General features: G+C 44.7%; 19 protein-coding genes. 16 read left to right on the plus strand and 3 right to left on the minus strand.

Annotation, left to right across the window (positions count from 1 at the left end; translation table 11 throughout):
* The first annotated feature begins 13 nt into the window (after window positions 1-13).
* The 3 genes from L2730_RS09800 (at window position 14) to L2730_RS09810 (ending at window position 3,269) form a co-directional block, all read left to right on the plus strand.
* Entirely contained in the window at window positions 14-1,039 is a 1,026-nt protein-coding gene (locus tag L2730_RS09800) for a transposase (protein WP_248974598.1), read from the plus strand.
* A 422-nt stretch (window positions 1,040-1,461) separates the two neighbouring features.
* On the plus strand, window positions 1,462-2,589 hold the full coding sequence (locus L2730_RS09805; protein WP_248974433.1) for a sensor domain-containing diguanylate cyclase: 1,128 nt from the start codon (window positions 1,462-1,464) through the stop codon (window positions 2,587-2,589).
* 53 nt (window positions 2,590-2,642) lie between these two features.
* Window positions 2,643-3,269 (plus strand): hypothetical protein, encoded by a 627-nt coding sequence (locus L2730_RS09810; RefSeq protein WP_248974434.1) that lies wholly within the window; start codon window positions 2,643-2,645, stop codon window positions 3,267-3,269.
* Window positions 3,270-3,308: 39 nt separating this feature from the next.
* Here the strand turns inward: L2730_RS09810 and L2730_RS09815 are convergent, their stop codons facing one another.
* Together L2730_RS09815 and L2730_RS09820 are read right to left on the minus strand one after the other, a co-directional pair.
* The gene (locus L2730_RS09815; protein WP_248974435.1) at window positions 3,309-3,803 is read right to left on the minus strand and encodes a peptidylprolyl isomerase; all 495 of its coding nucleotides are present in this window, start codon (window positions 3,801-3,803) and stop codon (window positions 3,309-3,311) included.
* Window positions 3,804-3,870: 67 nt separating this feature from the next.
* Window positions 3,871-4,926, minus strand: coding sequence for a cysteine synthase A (locus L2730_RS09820; protein WP_248974436.1), 1,056 nt, complete (start codon window positions 4,924-4,926; stop codon window positions 3,871-3,873).
* A gap of 259 nt (window positions 4,927-5,185) precedes the next feature.
* Here L2730_RS09820 and L2730_RS09825 point away from each other — a divergent pair, with 259 nt between their 5' ends.
* Window positions 5,186-6,775, plus strand: coding sequence for a S41 family peptidase (locus tag L2730_RS09825; protein WP_248974437.1), 1,590 nt, complete (start codon window positions 5,186-5,188; stop codon window positions 6,773-6,775).
* Window positions 6,775-7,176 carry a hypothetical protein gene (locus tag L2730_RS09830; protein WP_248974438.1) on the plus strand — a complete coding sequence of 134 codons (402 nt, stop codon included), beginning with the start codon at window positions 6,775-6,777 and terminating at the stop codon, window positions 7,174-7,176. The genes L2730_RS09825 and L2730_RS09830 overlap by 1 nt, the downstream gene beginning before the upstream one ends.
* A gap of 63 nt (window positions 7,177-7,239) precedes the next feature.
* On the opposite strand, the gene L2730_RS09835 is transcribed toward L2730_RS09830, so the two are convergent.
* Window positions 7,240-7,737, minus strand: a complete 498-nt coding sequence (locus L2730_RS09835) for a hypothetical protein (RefSeq protein ID WP_248974439.1) — start codon at window positions 7,735-7,737, stop codon at window positions 7,240-7,242.
* A gap of 244 nt (window positions 7,738-7,981) precedes the next feature.
* On the opposite strand from L2730_RS09835, the gene L2730_RS09840 reads away from it, so the two are divergent.
* The 11 genes from L2730_RS09840 (at window position 7,982) to L2730_RS09890 (ending at window position 14,281) form a co-directional block, all read left to right on the plus strand.
* Entirely contained in the window at window positions 7,982-8,293 is a 312-nt protein-coding gene (locus L2730_RS09840; protein WP_220739592.1) for an Mg2+ and Co2+ transporter, read from the plus strand.
* Complete coding sequence (locus tag L2730_RS09845) at window positions 8,290-9,321, plus strand: HlyD family secretion protein (protein ID WP_248974440.1); 1,032 nt, start codon at window positions 8,290-8,292, stop codon at window positions 9,319-9,321. Before L2730_RS09840 ends, L2730_RS09845 begins: the two co-directional genes overlap by 4 nt.
* A 136-nt stretch (window positions 9,322-9,457) precedes the next feature.
* On the plus strand, window positions 9,458-10,090 hold the full coding sequence (locus L2730_RS09850; protein WP_248974441.1) for a flavin reductase family protein: 633 nt from the start codon (window positions 9,458-9,460) through the stop codon (window positions 10,088-10,090).
* Between the two features lie 193 nt (window positions 10,091-10,283).
* Window positions 10,284-10,607, plus strand: a complete 324-nt coding sequence (locus tag L2730_RS09855) for an ArsR/SmtB family transcription factor (RefSeq protein ID WP_248974442.1) — start codon at window positions 10,284-10,286, stop codon at window positions 10,605-10,607.
* Window positions 10,608-10,642: 35 nt separating this feature from the next.
* On the plus strand, window positions 10,643-10,882 hold the full coding sequence (locus L2730_RS09860; protein ID WP_248974443.1) for a thioredoxin family protein: 240 nt from the start codon (window positions 10,643-10,645) through the stop codon (window positions 10,880-10,882).
* A 33-nt stretch (window positions 10,883-10,915) separates the two neighbouring features.
* On the plus strand, window positions 10,916-11,419 hold the full coding sequence (locus L2730_RS09865; protein ID WP_248974444.1) for a nitrophenyl compound nitroreductase subunit ArsF family protein: 504 nt from the start codon (window positions 10,916-10,918) through the stop codon (window positions 11,417-11,419).
* Window positions 11,412-12,104 carry an aromatic aminobenezylarsenical efflux permease ArsG family transporter gene (locus L2730_RS09870; RefSeq protein ID WP_248974445.1) on the plus strand — a complete coding sequence of 231 codons (693 nt, stop codon included), beginning with the start codon at window positions 11,412-11,414 and terminating at the stop codon, window positions 12,102-12,104. Before L2730_RS09865 ends, L2730_RS09870 begins: the two co-directional genes overlap by 8 nt.
* A gap of 4 nt (window positions 12,105-12,108) precedes the next feature.
* Window positions 12,109-13,107: a permease gene (locus L2730_RS09875; protein WP_248974446.1), complete on the plus strand. Its 999-nt coding sequence runs from the start codon at window positions 12,109-12,111 to the stop codon at window positions 13,105-13,107.
* A 71-nt stretch (window positions 13,108-13,178) separates the two neighbouring features.
* Window positions 13,179-13,430, plus strand: a complete 252-nt coding sequence (locus L2730_RS09880) for a DUF2999 family protein (protein ID WP_220739584.1) — start codon at window positions 13,179-13,181, stop codon at window positions 13,428-13,430.
* A gap of 236 nt (window positions 13,431-13,666) precedes the next feature.
* Window positions 13,667-13,984, plus strand: a complete 318-nt coding sequence (locus L2730_RS09885) for an ArsR/SmtB family transcription factor (RefSeq protein WP_248974447.1) — start codon at window positions 13,667-13,669, stop codon at window positions 13,982-13,984.
* Between the two features lie 51 nt (window positions 13,985-14,035).
* Entirely contained in the window at window positions 14,036-14,281 is a 246-nt protein-coding gene (locus L2730_RS09890; RefSeq protein WP_248974448.1) for a thioredoxin family protein, read from the plus strand.
* Window positions 14,282-14,312 lie beyond the last annotated feature (31 nt).

Consider the following 14,312-nt stretch of genomic DNA (forward strand, 5'->3'; position numbering starts at 1 on the left):
TTTGGTGAACCCTATGACCTCTGCACGAAGAACCCTCATCGACCCGGATACCACGCCGTTTTATCACATCATTAATCGTTGTGTTAGAAGAGCTTACTTATGTGGTGAAGATAAACTCACTGGCAAAAGCTTTGAGCATCGACGGGGCTGGATTGTTGATAAAATCAAACAACTTTCGAGTATTTTTTGCATTGATATTTGCGCTTATGCGGTCATGAATAATCACTACCACTTGGTACTTAAGATTGATATTGATAAAGCTAAATCTCTGACTAATAGCGAAATTATCAGCCGGTGGTGTCAAGTAACTAAAGGTCATACTGTAGCCACTAAGTACATCAACGGCGATACCTTAATAGAAGGGGAACGTTTACTGCTTGATAGCCTACTTGCCGAATGGCATCAGCGTCTGTCTAGCATTTCTTGGTTTATGCGCTGCCTTAATGAAGATATTGCGCGTAGAGCTAATCGAGAAGACGCATGTAAAGGCGCTTTTTGGGAAGGACGTTTCAAGTCACAAGCACTGCTTGATGAGCAAGCCTTGCTCGCTTGTATGATGTATGTTGATTTAAACCCGATCCGAGCTGGTATTGCCGGCAGCCTACAAGAGTCGGACTTCACCTCAATTCAGCAACGCATTAACCAACTTAACCACACTGAAACGGCTGCTAAACCGCCATTAGATAAATTGTCAGAGCCTCAAAAATTAACACAAAAACCCCTTGTTGAATTTGACGGCGCGGCTCATTTGGACGCTCAAACTGGCATTCCATTTCATTTTTGTGATTATCTGGAACTTATCGATTGGACTGGCAGAGCCATCAGGCCCGATAAAGCAGGTTACATTGATGCCAAACAACCTAAGTTACTCATACAGCTCGGCATATCTTCCGATGCCTGGGTAACCTCGGCTAAATCATTTAGGCACCAATATGGCGCTGTAATTGGAGACTGGCAAGCGATGTGCCAGTTTAAAAAACGACAACAAAGTGGCCACTGGTGTAAAGGTAAACCCTACAGTCAAGCATTACACCCTTAATACAACCCCCATAGAAAATTAATTTATGGACATAACCGCTAACCGATGTGGCAGCCACATTAGCGCAACGATTGCTTACGCTGCTATCAAGCCAGATCACGCTCAAGCAACGACAAGTTTTGCCGCCAGCCAACAACCTAAAAGCAGTTGCAAGCTATTGTTAACAGTAAGCATGCTTGTAGAAAAATCGAGCCTGTACCTCTGCCTTCACTTTGATGATTAGACCTTTTTCCACTTCATTCCTACAAAAAGCAACACTTTAGACTGACTTACAACCTTCCCTAAATAAAAAAACAAAGCTTTAGTAACAACAACTTAAGCAGGAAGGTTGCCGAAAGGTTATCAGTCACGACTTTCGCTAAAGTAATCACTCAATAAACGCGGGCTAAGCGTTAACTAAATTATAAACAAGGGATATTGTTATGTTGGCGACTCCAACTGATACGGCTGCTAGTGCGACATCTACGACAACAGACTCTAGTAAAGTAGAGCTGAAGAGTACCAAAGCAGAGTTGCCACCGACTAACAATATCAACCAAACAACCCACAACGAAACCCTGAGCTTTACCCCACTGAAAACCATCAGTCAGTTAAAACAAGCTGAACTACAACCTATAAAAATGATGGTAAATCTATTAATGGAAGCGGTAGTGGTCGTTGATGAGCATGGCACGATTCAGCTCATCAACGAACACGCCATTGATCTTCTAGTCGGTGATAATCTTAACAATAACGAAGCCGTAAGCCCTGATGATTCGAGTAGAATCGAAGAGCCAATGAGTACACCCACTTTAATCGGTCAACAGTGGCAAACCTACTTGCTAGAACCGCAAAAAAGCTTATATCAAAAGATGGTTATAGAGTCTCGAACAGGTGCTCGACCATTAAACCATGCGCCTGCTGAAACCACCTTGCGGCTAATGGACAAAAGCAATAAAGATGTCGAAGTGTCAATTACTCACTTTGCTCTAAATACTCCGCTGTTCGCTATTGTGATTAGAGATTTAACCAAATACCGCATGGAATACAAGCAGCTACACCAATGGGCATCGACCGATTGCTTAACCAAATTAGCCAATCGCCGCGTATTTGATTCTGAACTGCAAAATCACTGGCAAAGCTGCACCGACAAACATCGTCCGATCAGTGTGTTATTGATAGATATTGACCATTTCAAGATTTTTAATGACAAGTATGGCCACATCCTAGGTGACTACTGCCTGCAAAAAATAGCCCGAGCGATTGAAAGCTCCTTACCTGATGCAGACTGCACAGCAGCTCGTTATGGCGGAGAGGAGTTTGCGATCATTCTGCCTAATTGTAATGCCAAACAAGTAGAGCAATCGGCACGCTTAGTGCAAAAGAACATAAACGACTTAACTTACATAGATATTGGCCTTGATGCCTCAGTAACCGTCAGCGTTAGCCAAGGGCACGCGAGCGAGATTAACGGCCAATATAGAACCAGCACTGCACTGCTTTGCGCCGCAGACACTGCACTCTATCGTGCTAAAGCTGACGGAAGAAATAGAATCAATGCTTGCTTATAAGCAATGAGTCGAGTTAATGGCGAGCAAATTCGTTGAGAGACTGGAGCGTTGAAATGCAGTATGACCAAGACAAGTATCAGCTTTTAACCCATAACAGTCCGCAATTGCTGTTTTGGGCCGTCAATCCTCTACTCGCTTTCAATGAATTGATTTTAGGCCAACGTCTGCCACAAAAAATATTAGTAGAACGACACAGCGGGCAGGCCTTGCTAGCGCGGCAATTCGTGCCCTGCCCCCATTGCAATGCCCTTAACCCCGCTAAACTCTGGGGTAAGGGCAACGCCTTTGGCCATTGGTTTGGCTATATTTGCCCTAAATGCAGCGGTGAGATCCCCTGTTTATGGAACCTGACTAGCCTATTACTGCTAACGATAACCGTCCCGCTTTGGTTATGCTTCAAACCATGGTTTAAGCAACGTTGGCAGCTCATTAGCTTACGCCGTACCAAAGCTATGCAAGCTATACCTCAGCCTCAACCCGCTGTCACACCTTGTATTAAAACGGCGCAAACTGTTGCGGTGTTAATGTTTCTATTCATGTTATTTGTTCAGAGCAGAGAAGCGAGTTTAAGCCTAGAGCAAACTGTGGTCAGCCTAGCCGTTAGCTGCTTTTTGGGCGTTTTGTATGGACTGCTAACACCAATAAATCGTTTTAGAAAATCAAAAAAGCGCTATTGGTAATAGCGCTTTTTTGCAAGTAACCACATCGGTGATGAATTGTTAACGAGTAATTGTTACCTTCTCAATAACGATCTGCTCTCTAGGCACATCATCATGCCCAGCTTGAGTCGCCGTTTTAGCTCGGCCTATTTTAGTCACCACTTCCATTCCAGCGGTCACGCTGCCAAATACCGCATAACCCCAGCCCGCATTAGTGGTTGCGGTATAATCAAGAAATGAATTGTCGGCTAAGTTAATAAAAAATTGCCCCGTTGCCGAATGCGGCGCATCAGTGCGCGCCATAGCAATAGAGCCCCTGACATTTTTAAGGCCTCTATTGGCTTCATTTACAATTGCAGCGCGGGTGGGTTTCTCCTCCATTTCGGCAGTAAAACCACCACCTTGCGCCATAAAGCCCTTTATTACTCGATGAAATATGGTGCCTTCATAAAAACCATCTTCACAATATTTAAGGAAATTCTTCGAGCTCACTGGTGCCTTTTCAAAATCGAGAGCGATCTCAATATCACCAAGGTTGGTGCTGAAAATAATCATATCAATTCTCTTACACTACATAATTGGCGCCAGTATAACCTGCGTCATAGCAGATATTGCAATCCAGTTAACGCCGTACGTTCACAACCGTATCATTTGCTTGCTGCTGATAGCGCTCAAACATCTGCTCTAGTGGCTCAACCGCAGGTTCAAAACCTTTGTCAGCCAAAAACTCTGCATTGTACAACTTAGATGATGAGCGTTCGGCTACGTCACAATAAAATGTCACTATCCGCTTGCCCTTGCCCATTTTAGCCGCAGCAAATAGTGCACCCGCTACATTAAGTGCGGCGCTACTACCAAGCACTATGCCATCTTGTTGCTGAACATGACGCGCGATCGCAATAAGGTCAAGATCTGGCAACGTAATCGCTTTATCGACTTTTGCTTGTTTGAAGTTTTCCACTAAGCGCATGATCCCAATCCCTTCGGTAAATGAGCTACCGCTAGACTGATATTCACCTCGCTTGAGATAGCTGTAGATGCCTGAACCATCTGGATCAACAAGCCAAGTTTGCAACGCCGGGTTTTGCTCCGATAAGTAACGAGAGTTGCCCGCAATGGTGCCGCCAGTGCCTGCGACAGAAACCAGTGCATCAATATTGCCATTGGTTTGTTGCCAGATCTCTGGCGCAGTATGTTGATAGTGAGCTTTACTATTGCTGACATTCTCAAATTGGTCAGCCCACCAATAGTCATCACGAGCCTCACCCAGACGCCTGGCGGTATGATAAAAGTGCTCGGGATTAGCAAATGGACAGGCATCGACCAATAATAGTTCTGCCCCATAGAGTTTAATCATCTGCTCTTTTTCTGGTGCTTGGCCTCTTGGCATGACCACCAGCATTTTAAAACCCAGCGCTTTAGCAACAAGCGCTAATCCAATGCCAGTATTACCAGCCGTGCCTTCAACAATTGTCATGCCGGTTGTTAATTTTCCAGCCTCAACCGCATCCAGCACCATCTGCAATGCGGCGCGATCTTTAATCGAACCGCCAGGATTTTGCTGTTCGCATTTAAGTAAAATGTCACAGCCGCTTAACGTCGATAAGCTATCGATCCGTAATAGATCAGTATGACCAATAAGTTGAGTGATATTGTTTGATAGCAAAGGATATTCCATAAACTGCCTTAATGATTATTAAGCATATTCATATACTAAGCCTAGCTCTCTTGAAAGCAAATCGAGATTTTATCGCTTAAATTCTGTTTCCCTCCTGCGACAAATAATCATTAGTAAATTTTTATAACAGGGGCTTACAACGAAAAACGCAACATTAATGCAAATTTACATTACAAACCGCTGCAACTGTAATAAAGTTGCAACTAACGTTGATTGTATCCAGCTGTTCCGTTGAACTAGAGATAATAAAGGATTATTTATGAAGTTGTGCTCTACAAAAATGCTGCCACTTATCATTGCTGCAAGCCTTGGTCTATCTGCATGTGGAGGTGGAGGTGATTCAGGTTCTCCTAGCATTACACCGCCTTCTGGTGGCAATGATGGCCCAACATGGGTGCAGGGACAGTTTGCTAGCGAGTCGAGTTTAATCAACCAATGTAGCGCTAACCAAACGGGTAGTGCATTGACTGAAAAGCTATGGCTGCGTTCATGGAGCAACAACACTTACCTTTGGTACAGTGAAATTGAAGATCGCGATCCCGCGCCTTATTCAGTTGCAGAGTATTTTAAGGTACTGGTCACAGAGGAGTTTACAGACTCTGGCAGCAAGAAAGATAACTTCCACTTCTCTATGTCGACTGAAGAATGGGAGCAGCAGAATCAGTCTGGCGCTTCTGTCGGCTACGGTATCAATTTTAAGCTCGATAATGGCTCAGAAGCTGGTGCGCGCAAAGTCACTGTGACTTATAATGAGCCAAATTCTCCCGCCAGCGCTGCTAATGTCACTCGCGGCGCAGTCATTGTAGAAATTGATGGCGTTAGTGTCAGAAATGCCGCTGATAGCGCCAGTATCGACATTCTCAATGCAGGGTTATTTCCAAGCGCAAATGGTAAGCAAACGACGTTCACCATTCGAGACTTAGGCGCTTCAGCTGACCGCGAGGTAACACTAACGGCACAAACCATCATCTCGACGCCAGTGCAAAATACTAAAACAATTCAAACCGCTAACGGTAAAGTCGGTTACCTGCAATTTAACTCTCATATCGCGACTGCTGAACGCGGGCTGTTTGATGCGCTAACCAGCCTAAGCCAAGAAAACGTTGACGATCTTGTTATCGACCTGCGCTATAACGGCGGAGGATTACTCGCAATGGCAAGCCAACTTGGTTATATGATTGCAGGTAAAGAAGCAACCGAAAATAAGACTTTCGAAGAAACCAGCTTTAACGACAAATACCCAAACATTAACCCAATTACCAATCAAGCTCTGTCTCCTATGCCATTTATAGACGAGACTTTGGGCTTTAATACTGGCTTACTCACAGGTGGAACCCCGCTACCAAGCTTGGACTTAAAAAGGGTCTATGTATTAACCACATCAAGCACCTGCTCTGCCAGTGAAGCGCTTATGAACGGTTTACGTGGTGTCGATATCGAAGTGATTCAAATAGGCGGTACTACCTGTGGTAAGCCATATGGTTTCTACCCAACACCTAACTGTGCTACCACTTATTTCACCATTCAATTTAAAGGTGTAAATGAAAAAGGCTTTGGCGAGTACTCTGACGGTTTTGTGCCGTCAACCAGCCCAACACTCGCTAGCGAAGTACAAGGTTGTGCACTTACTGATGACTTAAATCATGCTCTGGGTGATCCGGATGAGCGCCTGCTAAGTGCTGCGCTTTATTATCGTGATAACCAACGCTGCCCTGCGGTTGCCGCTAGCGTATCCCGTGCATCGGCTGCAAATGATTTTGTTGATGAAGGTTTTATGTTGAAAGACGAACGCAAGCAAACTCTTTGGCAGAACAACCGTATTTTAAGTGACATGCAAGGAGCACACTAATGTGTAGGCCATTGTTTAGCCAGATGATTAAGCTAATATTTAGCGCCACTTTTATTGTGGGGTTAAGTGGCTGCAGTGCTTTTGCTGAAGGTGAAACGGAAGCAGTACCTGCAGTGTTATTGTCGGCCAACGCCAATAGCACCAGTCAGCTTGAGCAAGCCATCGCCAGTTTACTCAATACCGACAATGTCAAAATTAGCCCGTCCGCATTTGTGCAAAGCAGTTTACTGGCCATTGAACGTGCACCGCATAAAGATGCTACAGGCCAGCTAATCATGGGCAGAAACTATGAGATGCCACAAATGGTGCAGCTGTATATTCAGGGTGATATATGCTCTATAAAACTGGCTGATGCTGAACAAAGTAAACAGCTACCGAAGCTAAAATGCAAAGCTGAATAAACAGTCACTTATCGTAAAAACGCCGCAAATGCGGCGTTTTTTTATGTTATAGATATATGGTTATCACCTGTTAGGCTGTGACTCTACTTTTTTTGCTGAGACTATCTCGGTTGCCAATTTTACAATCGGTACCAATGCTCCTATACCACCTTCGCTAAAGGTTTTAATATCCTTGCCTATTTGGCTCATTCGCTCGATCGTTACAGCAACATCCTGCACCGACGTCTCTATATCATTTTTAAGCGCATCTGCTAATGCATCTCTGATCTCAACAGCCGTCTCATTAGCAGTTTCGTTTTTCGAGTGCAGCAGTAACATACTGGCCGGGATAGCTGTAAAAATGCCATTAAGAGCAACCAACCACCACGCTTTTTGAGCATATACTCCTAACTCAGCAATACTTAAATAGATTGCCACATTTATGGCTAATACTGTCAATGCAAAGAAAGCAATTGAGATAGCCAGCAATAATGCGGCTTTTCGCTGTCGTTTAACCTCAGCCTTTAGCAAGCTTTTCTCTAAGCTATAAAGCATCTGTAATTTTTCGATATTCATTTTCATCAGCAACAACCTATTCCCTTGTTTAAAGTCATGAACACTATGATTGCGCTAATTATAGTCAACGACTCCATTACCGCTTGCTGTTTCAAAACCATAGATAGCTAGCTTCATATAACGGTTTAACAATCCAGAGCTTAGTCACACTTTTGCCTTTAGCAGTTCAAGCTTGATTCAGCTTACCAAGGTTAAGATCAACCTAATTTCTAACCAGCTTTATCCTAGCCAATTGGCTTATGAGAGTTTAATGAAAATCCATGATACCGACTTAATCTATACCAACTTGCCAGGCACTATGGGATTACTCAATTCCGTTGCTTTTATGTGGGTCATCACCGCTGTCACCGTCGGTGTTTTTTGCTGGGTCGCTATTAAGCTCTGGCACTTGCACTCCCTACCGAAATACTTGGCCAAAGAGCGCGGTATGCAGCAAGCAAAGCTGGTATTTTGGCTCTGTATGCTTGGTCTGCTCTGGAAACCGCTGTGGGTTTTAGCTGTTATCGCCATCGTCACCGATTGGGACAAAGTACAACAGTGGATTAGGGGGACACGCGCATGAAAGAGATAATGCTGCCCTATATTTTTATTTGTTGGTTACTGTTTAAATTCAATGTGATCAAGAAAAGACCACGTAACTACTTTATTAGTGTGTTGGTAGGCTGCTTAATAGCCACCACTCTGTTCTTGGCGCATCGTTTTTATTCACCAGCTGATCTCACCGACTCTACAACCGTGCGCGCGCCTCATGCCGTGCTCTCACCAGCAATAGGCCAACAGATCCAATCAATTTCAGTTGATCATAACCAACACGTCAAAAAAGGTGAGCTTATCTATACCTTAGTCGACGATAAAGTCGCCAGCGCCATTGATGAAATTAATGCAAAAGTGCAAGAGATCGAGCGTGCAGTCGAAGCCACTGAGGTTAAACTTGCCCAAGCGAAACGCAATTACCTGCGTAAAGCCGAACTTGGTGAGCACGTCAGTGAACGCGATCTTGAAAACGCTGCCGATAAAGTTGAGATCACCCAAGCTGATTTGAAAGTGCAAGCCGCGCAACTCGAGGTGCAGTACGCGCAACTGCGTAAACAAAATTTTGAATTAGAGAGACTAAAAGTGCGCGCGCCATTCGATGGCATGGTGACTCACGTTTACATTGCTGATGGCACTCGAGTAGGTTCTATGCACCTGTGGAATACCGGTAAAAAGTTTGTCGAGATGCGTATTCCAGATCAATCCTACGCTTATATTCAACCGGGGCAGTTTTCTGAATTCTATATTGATGCCTACCCAGGGCAAATATTTAGAGCACGTGTGCACAGTAAGGTAGAAGCTACAGGCGAGTCTCAGGGCGATTTATTGCCTCGCGAGCAGATGGTGTCACGTCATATCAACCTTGGCTCAATGCCAGTCGGCAGAACCGTCGTGCTTGAAGTGGATGACAACACCATGGCAATGTTACCCATTGGCGCCACAGGCTCCGCTTGGGTCAGTGCAGAGAAGCCTCACTCAATACTAGGGGTACTCGATATCATTGGCGCTGCAACCGTCAGGCTAAAAGCCGTTAAAGCATACTTAAATCCACTATAAGCCAATACATAAGCCCGCTAGGCATAATGCTGGCGGGTGATGCTATTTCCAAAAGCCAGCCTTATTGACAACTAAGCCTTAAGTTGAAAAGCTACAGCCTTATTAGCTTTAGCATGTCAGAAAGGGAACAAGGTATATGGATGAGCGCTATTTTTATGAGCCCAGCAAAGGCCATGGTCTAGCCCATGATCCGTTAAGCGCAATAATCGGGCCTCGCCCTATTGGCTGGATTGGCTCTCGCAACGCCCAAGGTCAGCGAAATTTAGCACCCTATAGTTTCTTTAACTGCTTCAACTATCGTCCTCCAATCATTGGCTTTGCCAGCATTGGCTGGAAAGACAGTGTCGCCAATATTGCTGCAACTAAGGTGTTCACTTGGAACTTGGCAACTAAAAGCTTGGCAGCACAGATGAATCAAAGCTCGGTGGCATTAGCCAACGATGAAGATGAATTCGATTTTGCAGGTCTCACTGCTAAACCAGCTTCGATAGTTGCAGCCGATTACGTTGCAGAAAGCCCAGTTAACTTTGAATGCAAGCTTTCGCAACTGATTCAACTACAAGGGGCTGATGGTGACAAAATTGATAGTTGGTTAGTATTAGGCGAGGTCGTTGCCGTGCATATCGATAAGCAGTTGTTAAGCCCCGAGGGCGAGTTTCTCACCACTAAAGCCGCGCCAATTTTGCGAGCAGGTGGACCCACTTCCTTTTACGGCATTTCAGAAAACGATCGCTTTGACCTGTCGAGACCGCTTCCCCCAAATAAGTAAGTCCATTGGGTGCTAGTCACACTGATTAGCGCCTATTCGCTCGAGCTCGTTAGTAAAATTGTTATCTCGATCATATTTACGATTAAATAATTTGGCAAAACTTGATCTTCAAACAACACTTGGCTATTTTGCCAAATGACATAATGACATAATGACAATTGCAAAAAATGCCAAATAACCTGAGACGATCGCCATGACAGAACAAGAGCAACTTAGGCTCAATGCCCGAGCTGCGGTGCTAAAAGCACTCGCCCACCCTACCCGCTTATGGTTGTTAGAGCAGCTGCAACAGCAAGAGCATTGCGTCTGTGATCTCACTGATGGGGTTAATGCCGACATCTCTACCGTCTCCAAACACCTATCGCTACTAAAGCAGGCTGGCATTATCAGTAGTCGCCGCGACGGCAAGCAGATCTATTATCGTCTAGAAACGCCATGTTTATTAAACATGCTTAGCTGTGTCGAAACTGTTTTAGAAAAGAATGCCCGCACCCATGCAGCTTTAATCAAGGCTTAAAGGCTATATCTCCAAATCTATCAAAGAGGCTAAAAATGAAAATTGAAGTATTAGGCAGTGGCTGTAAAAAATGTACCAATTTAGCAGCAGAAATAGAGCGTATTGCTAACGAATTATCAGTGGACTTTGAATTGCAAAAAGTTACCGATATGGCCGCTATTCTCGACTATGGCGTTATGTCTACACCGGCCATTGTTATTGACGGCACGGTTGTTACCGCTGGCAATGTCCCCTCAGCAAGTGAGATTAGTCAGCTACTTCAACCAGCCAACTAACTGTTACAGGTATTTTTGCAGAAGGATTTAGAAATGAGCCCAACCCATAAGATTTTTAAGTGGTTATTACCACTTGCAGTATTACTCAGCTTGGCCTCAGCTCATTTAAGAGCAGAAACTGAACTCGCTATTGCACCACCAGCGATAAAGCTGGCGGATAATCAGGTTCTGAGTGTTTATTACTTCCATGGCAACGTGCGCTGCACCTCTTGTCAGCTTATTGAAGAGCATACAACTGCTGCGATTCAGCAAGGCTATAGTGCACCATTAGCGCAAGGTATTGTTGCTCTAAAAGTGGTAAACCTTGAAGCAGCAGGTAACGGTCATTTTATTGAAGACTTTCAACTAATCACTCGCTCAGTGGTGTTAGCCGTTGAGCATAATGGCCAAGTGATTGAGTACCGTCGCCTAGATCGCGTGTGGGATCTGTTTAAAGATCAGCAAGCATTTACCAACTACATCTACCGCGAAATCGCGGCGCTAAAAGCCAATCAGCTAGCGAAGACAGCTGCGGTTGAGCAAGCAACTCATGGATGAATGGATACTTATTCTGACCAGTGCGCTGTGGTTTGGCGTACTGACTTCCATTTCACCTTGCCCACTGGCAACCAACGTTGCTGCGGTATCTTTTCTTAGCAAGCAGGTCGATAAGGCTTCTCAGTCTGTGTGGATGGGCGTTGCCTATAGCGTAGGGCGTATGCTGAGTTATATCTTGTTGGCTGCAGTGCTACTTCACACAGCAATGTCAGCCCCTAAAATATCCAATTTTTTGCAGACACAAATGAATATGCTGCTCGGCCCTGTCTTGCTGGTTGTTGGTGCATGCTTATTGGGCTGGATCAAATTTCCCAGCTCAAACTGGTCTATTTCCAATCATGTGCAGCAAAGATTAGCCCAGCGTGGATGGCTAGGAGCACTGGCGCTTGGCGCCCTATTCGCACTGTCTTTTTGCCCTACATCTGCAGCGCTGTTTTTCGCATCCTTATTACCCTTAGCCGTCGCGGAACAATCGAGTTTCTGGGTTCCTGCAGCCTATGGGATCGGCACCGCCGCACCGGTGTTAATCATCGCTCTGCTATTGCATTTAGGCACAGTGCAACTTGCTACGGTATTTAAAAAAATGACGCAAATAGAAAAAGTTGCCCGCGGTTTATCTGGCGCTATTTTTATCGCTGCAGGTAGTTACTACTGCTGGTTTTATCTGGTTCCACTATTAAGGTAAAGCTATGTTAATTTGGTTCACTCTATTTGCCGATTGGTTGGTTTATGACTGCTTTGGACTTTCAAATCAAACTCAATTAGGCCAAGCGGTGCACTTCTTTGTTGAAGACACCAGCAAAATTTTCGCCCTGTTGATCATAATGATTTATGCCATTGGTTGGCTGCGGGCTTCTCTTAATATTGAACGAGTTCGTGGCTACCTAGCGGGCAAGCCTAAGTTAGTTGGTTATAGCCTAGGTTCAGGTTTCGGTGCCATCACTCCCTTTTGCTCCTGCTCCAGTATTCCAGTATTTCTAGGTTTTACTTCGGCGGGGATCCCGGTTGGCATCACTATGGCCTTTTTGCTGACCTCTCCACTCATTAATGAAGTGGCTATTTTGCTGCTATTTAGCTTATTAGGTTGGAAAATCACCCTACTCTATATTGTTACAGGGATCAGTATTGGTATTTTAGGTGGCGCCTTGCTCGACTTACTCAAAGCCGAACGTTGGTTGCAACCACTCGCTGCCAAAGCATACGCCATGGGGCAGGCATCAGGCGAACAGCCACTCTCTCAAGGTGGTCCACGTCCAGCAGTGACTTGGCGACAGCGTCACCAATTTGCTAAATCAGAAACCTTTGAGATCTTCTCTCGCGTGTGGAAGTGGGTCATTATCGGTGTCGGTATTGGCGCTGGGCTGCACGGTTTTGTGCCTGCTGGTTGGCTTGAAGCTAATCTCGGTGACGGCCAGTGGTGGTCAGTTCCTCTGGCGGTAATCATGGGCATTCCGCTATATGCTAATGCCACAGGGGTGATCCCAATTATGGAAAGTCTACTGACACAAGGTGTTCCTCTTGGCACCGTGCTTGCTTTTTGTATGAGCACAGTAGCAGCTAGCTTTCCAGAATTTGTAATGCTAAAACAAGTGATGCAATGGCGGTTATTGGCACTGCTGTTCGTTATCTTACTGGTATCGTTTACCCTTATGGGCTGGATATTAAATTTAGTCACCTTAATGGGATGATAGCTACTCAAAATAACTAATGTGCTAGAATCTGGCTCCTATTTTACTTAATTCAATTAAAAGGCAGTGCAATGAACCCTATTCTAGCGATCTTAAAAGAACACAATATCAGTGACGCTCAAATCAGTGAGCTATTCCAGACACTGACAGAAAATCCAATGATGGCGATGGCGACCGTTGGCCAATTAGGGATCCCAGCAGAGAAATTGCAGCAGATGATGGCACTAGTAATGCAGACTCCAACACTCATTAAAGAAGCAGTTCTAGAGCTAGGTTTAGACTTTTCAAAAGTTGAAGCAGCTAAAGCTCAATTACAGCAGTAACAAAAGCGTTTGTGGGAAGAGAGAATTACTCCTTCCCCACATCTATGTTTATCAACTTAAACTCCCCTTCTATCTTCCCAAAAGCTCAATCCAGCGCTTTATTCAGTCACAGGTAAAACTGTTTACTTGGTCACACTAATCAAGTTGACTCAGATCTATACTGCCAAACACTTGGCCATTTAACCAAATGATAAAGTAATAGAATCGCATCCCTTCAAGTTTGCAGGAACATTGATATGACAGCAGAACAACAGCGCAAGCTAACCGCTCGCGCAGCAGTGCTAAAGGCACTCGCTCATCCGACTCGTTTGTGGTTATTAGAGCAACTTCAGCAGCAGGAGCATTGTGTGTGCGATCTTACCGATGGTGTAAACGCTGATATTTCTACGGTCTCCAAACACCTTTCAGTACTCAAGCAGGCTGGCATCGTTAGAAGTCGCCGTGACGGCAAACAAATCTATTATCGACTTGAAACGCCTTGCTTACTCAAGATGCTTAGCTGCGTAGAATCGGTAATTGAGAAAAATGCGAAAAATCATGCAGAACTCGTTTGATTAGCGTAGTCCAAAACCCATTTATTCCATAAACAGTAAAAAGGTCATTACATGAAAATTGAAATACTAGGCAGTGGTTGTAAAAAGTGTACCAATTTGGCTGCTGATGTGGCGCTGGTAGCCAAGCGTTTGTCCATCAGTTTTGAGCTAGAAAAGGTGACCAGCATGGAGCAGATTTTAGATTACGGTGTAATGTCGACACCCGCTATTGTTGTTGATGGTGTTGTTATGACTGCAGGCAATGTGCCTAGCCAGACCGAAATAGAGCAACTGTTAAATCAAGCAAGCAGCTGCTAGCCACAATAATTTAACCGTTCCAAATAATAAT

The organism is Shewanella kaireitica (assembly GCF_023284045.1).
In the GTDB taxonomy this organism is placed as follows: Bacteria; Pseudomonadota; Gammaproteobacteria; order Enterobacterales; family Shewanellaceae; genus Shewanella; species Shewanella kaireitica.

Excerpts from the sequence above, each read along its gene's own strand:
- L2730_RS09800 (WP_248974598.1), top strand. The coding sequence starts at position 14 with ATGACCTCTGCACGAAGAACCCTCATCGACCCGGATACCACGCCGTTT.
- L2730_RS09805 (WP_248974433.1), top strand. The coding sequence starts at position 1,462 with ATGTTGGCGACTCCAACTGATACGGCTGCTAGTGCGACATCTACGACA.
- L2730_RS09810 (WP_248974434.1), top strand. The coding sequence starts at position 2,643 with ATGCAGTATGACCAAGACAAGTATCAGCTTTTAACCCATAACAGTCCG.
- L2730_RS09815 (WP_248974435.1), bottom strand. The coding sequence starts at position 3,803 with ATGATTATTTTCAGCACCAACCTTGGTGATATTGAGATCGCTCTCGAT.
- L2730_RS09820 (WP_248974436.1), bottom strand. The coding sequence starts at position 4,926 with ATGGAATATCCTTTGCTATCAAACAATATCACTCAACTTATTGGTCAT.
- L2730_RS09825 (WP_248974437.1), top strand. The coding sequence starts at position 5,186 with ATGAAGTTGTGCTCTACAAAAATGCTGCCACTTATCATTGCTGCAAGC.
- L2730_RS09830 (WP_248974438.1), top strand. The coding sequence starts at position 6,775 with ATGTGTAGGCCATTGTTTAGCCAGATGATTAAGCTAATATTTAGCGCC.
- L2730_RS09835 (WP_248974439.1), bottom strand. The coding sequence starts at position 7,737 with ATGAAAATGAATATCGAAAAATTACAGATGCTTTATAGCTTAGAGAAA.
- L2730_RS09840 (WP_220739592.1), top strand. The coding sequence starts at position 7,982 with ATGAAAATCCATGATACCGACTTAATCTATACCAACTTGCCAGGCACT.
- L2730_RS09845 (WP_248974440.1), top strand. The coding sequence starts at position 8,290 with ATGAAAGAGATAATGCTGCCCTATATTTTTATTTGTTGGTTACTGTTT.
- L2730_RS09850 (WP_248974441.1), top strand. The coding sequence starts at position 9,458 with ATGGATGAGCGCTATTTTTATGAGCCCAGCAAAGGCCATGGTCTAGCC.
- L2730_RS09855 (WP_248974442.1), top strand. The coding sequence starts at position 10,284 with ATGACAGAACAAGAGCAACTTAGGCTCAATGCCCGAGCTGCGGTGCTA.
- L2730_RS09860 (WP_248974443.1), top strand. The coding sequence starts at position 10,643 with ATGAAAATTGAAGTATTAGGCAGTGGCTGTAAAAAATGTACCAATTTA.
- L2730_RS09865 (WP_248974444.1), top strand. The coding sequence starts at position 10,916 with ATGAGCCCAACCCATAAGATTTTTAAGTGGTTATTACCACTTGCAGTA.
- L2730_RS09870 (WP_248974445.1), top strand. The coding sequence starts at position 11,412 with ATGGATGAATGGATACTTATTCTGACCAGTGCGCTGTGGTTTGGCGTA.
- L2730_RS09875 (WP_248974446.1), top strand. The coding sequence starts at position 12,109 with ATGTTAATTTGGTTCACTCTATTTGCCGATTGGTTGGTTTATGACTGC.
- L2730_RS09880 (WP_220739584.1), top strand. The coding sequence starts at position 13,179 with ATGAACCCTATTCTAGCGATCTTAAAAGAACACAATATCAGTGACGCT.
- L2730_RS09885 (WP_248974447.1), top strand. The coding sequence starts at position 13,667 with ATGACAGCAGAACAACAGCGCAAGCTAACCGCTCGCGCAGCAGTGCTA.
- L2730_RS09890 (WP_248974448.1), top strand. The coding sequence starts at position 14,036 with ATGAAAATTGAAATACTAGGCAGTGGTTGTAAAAAGTGTACCAATTTG.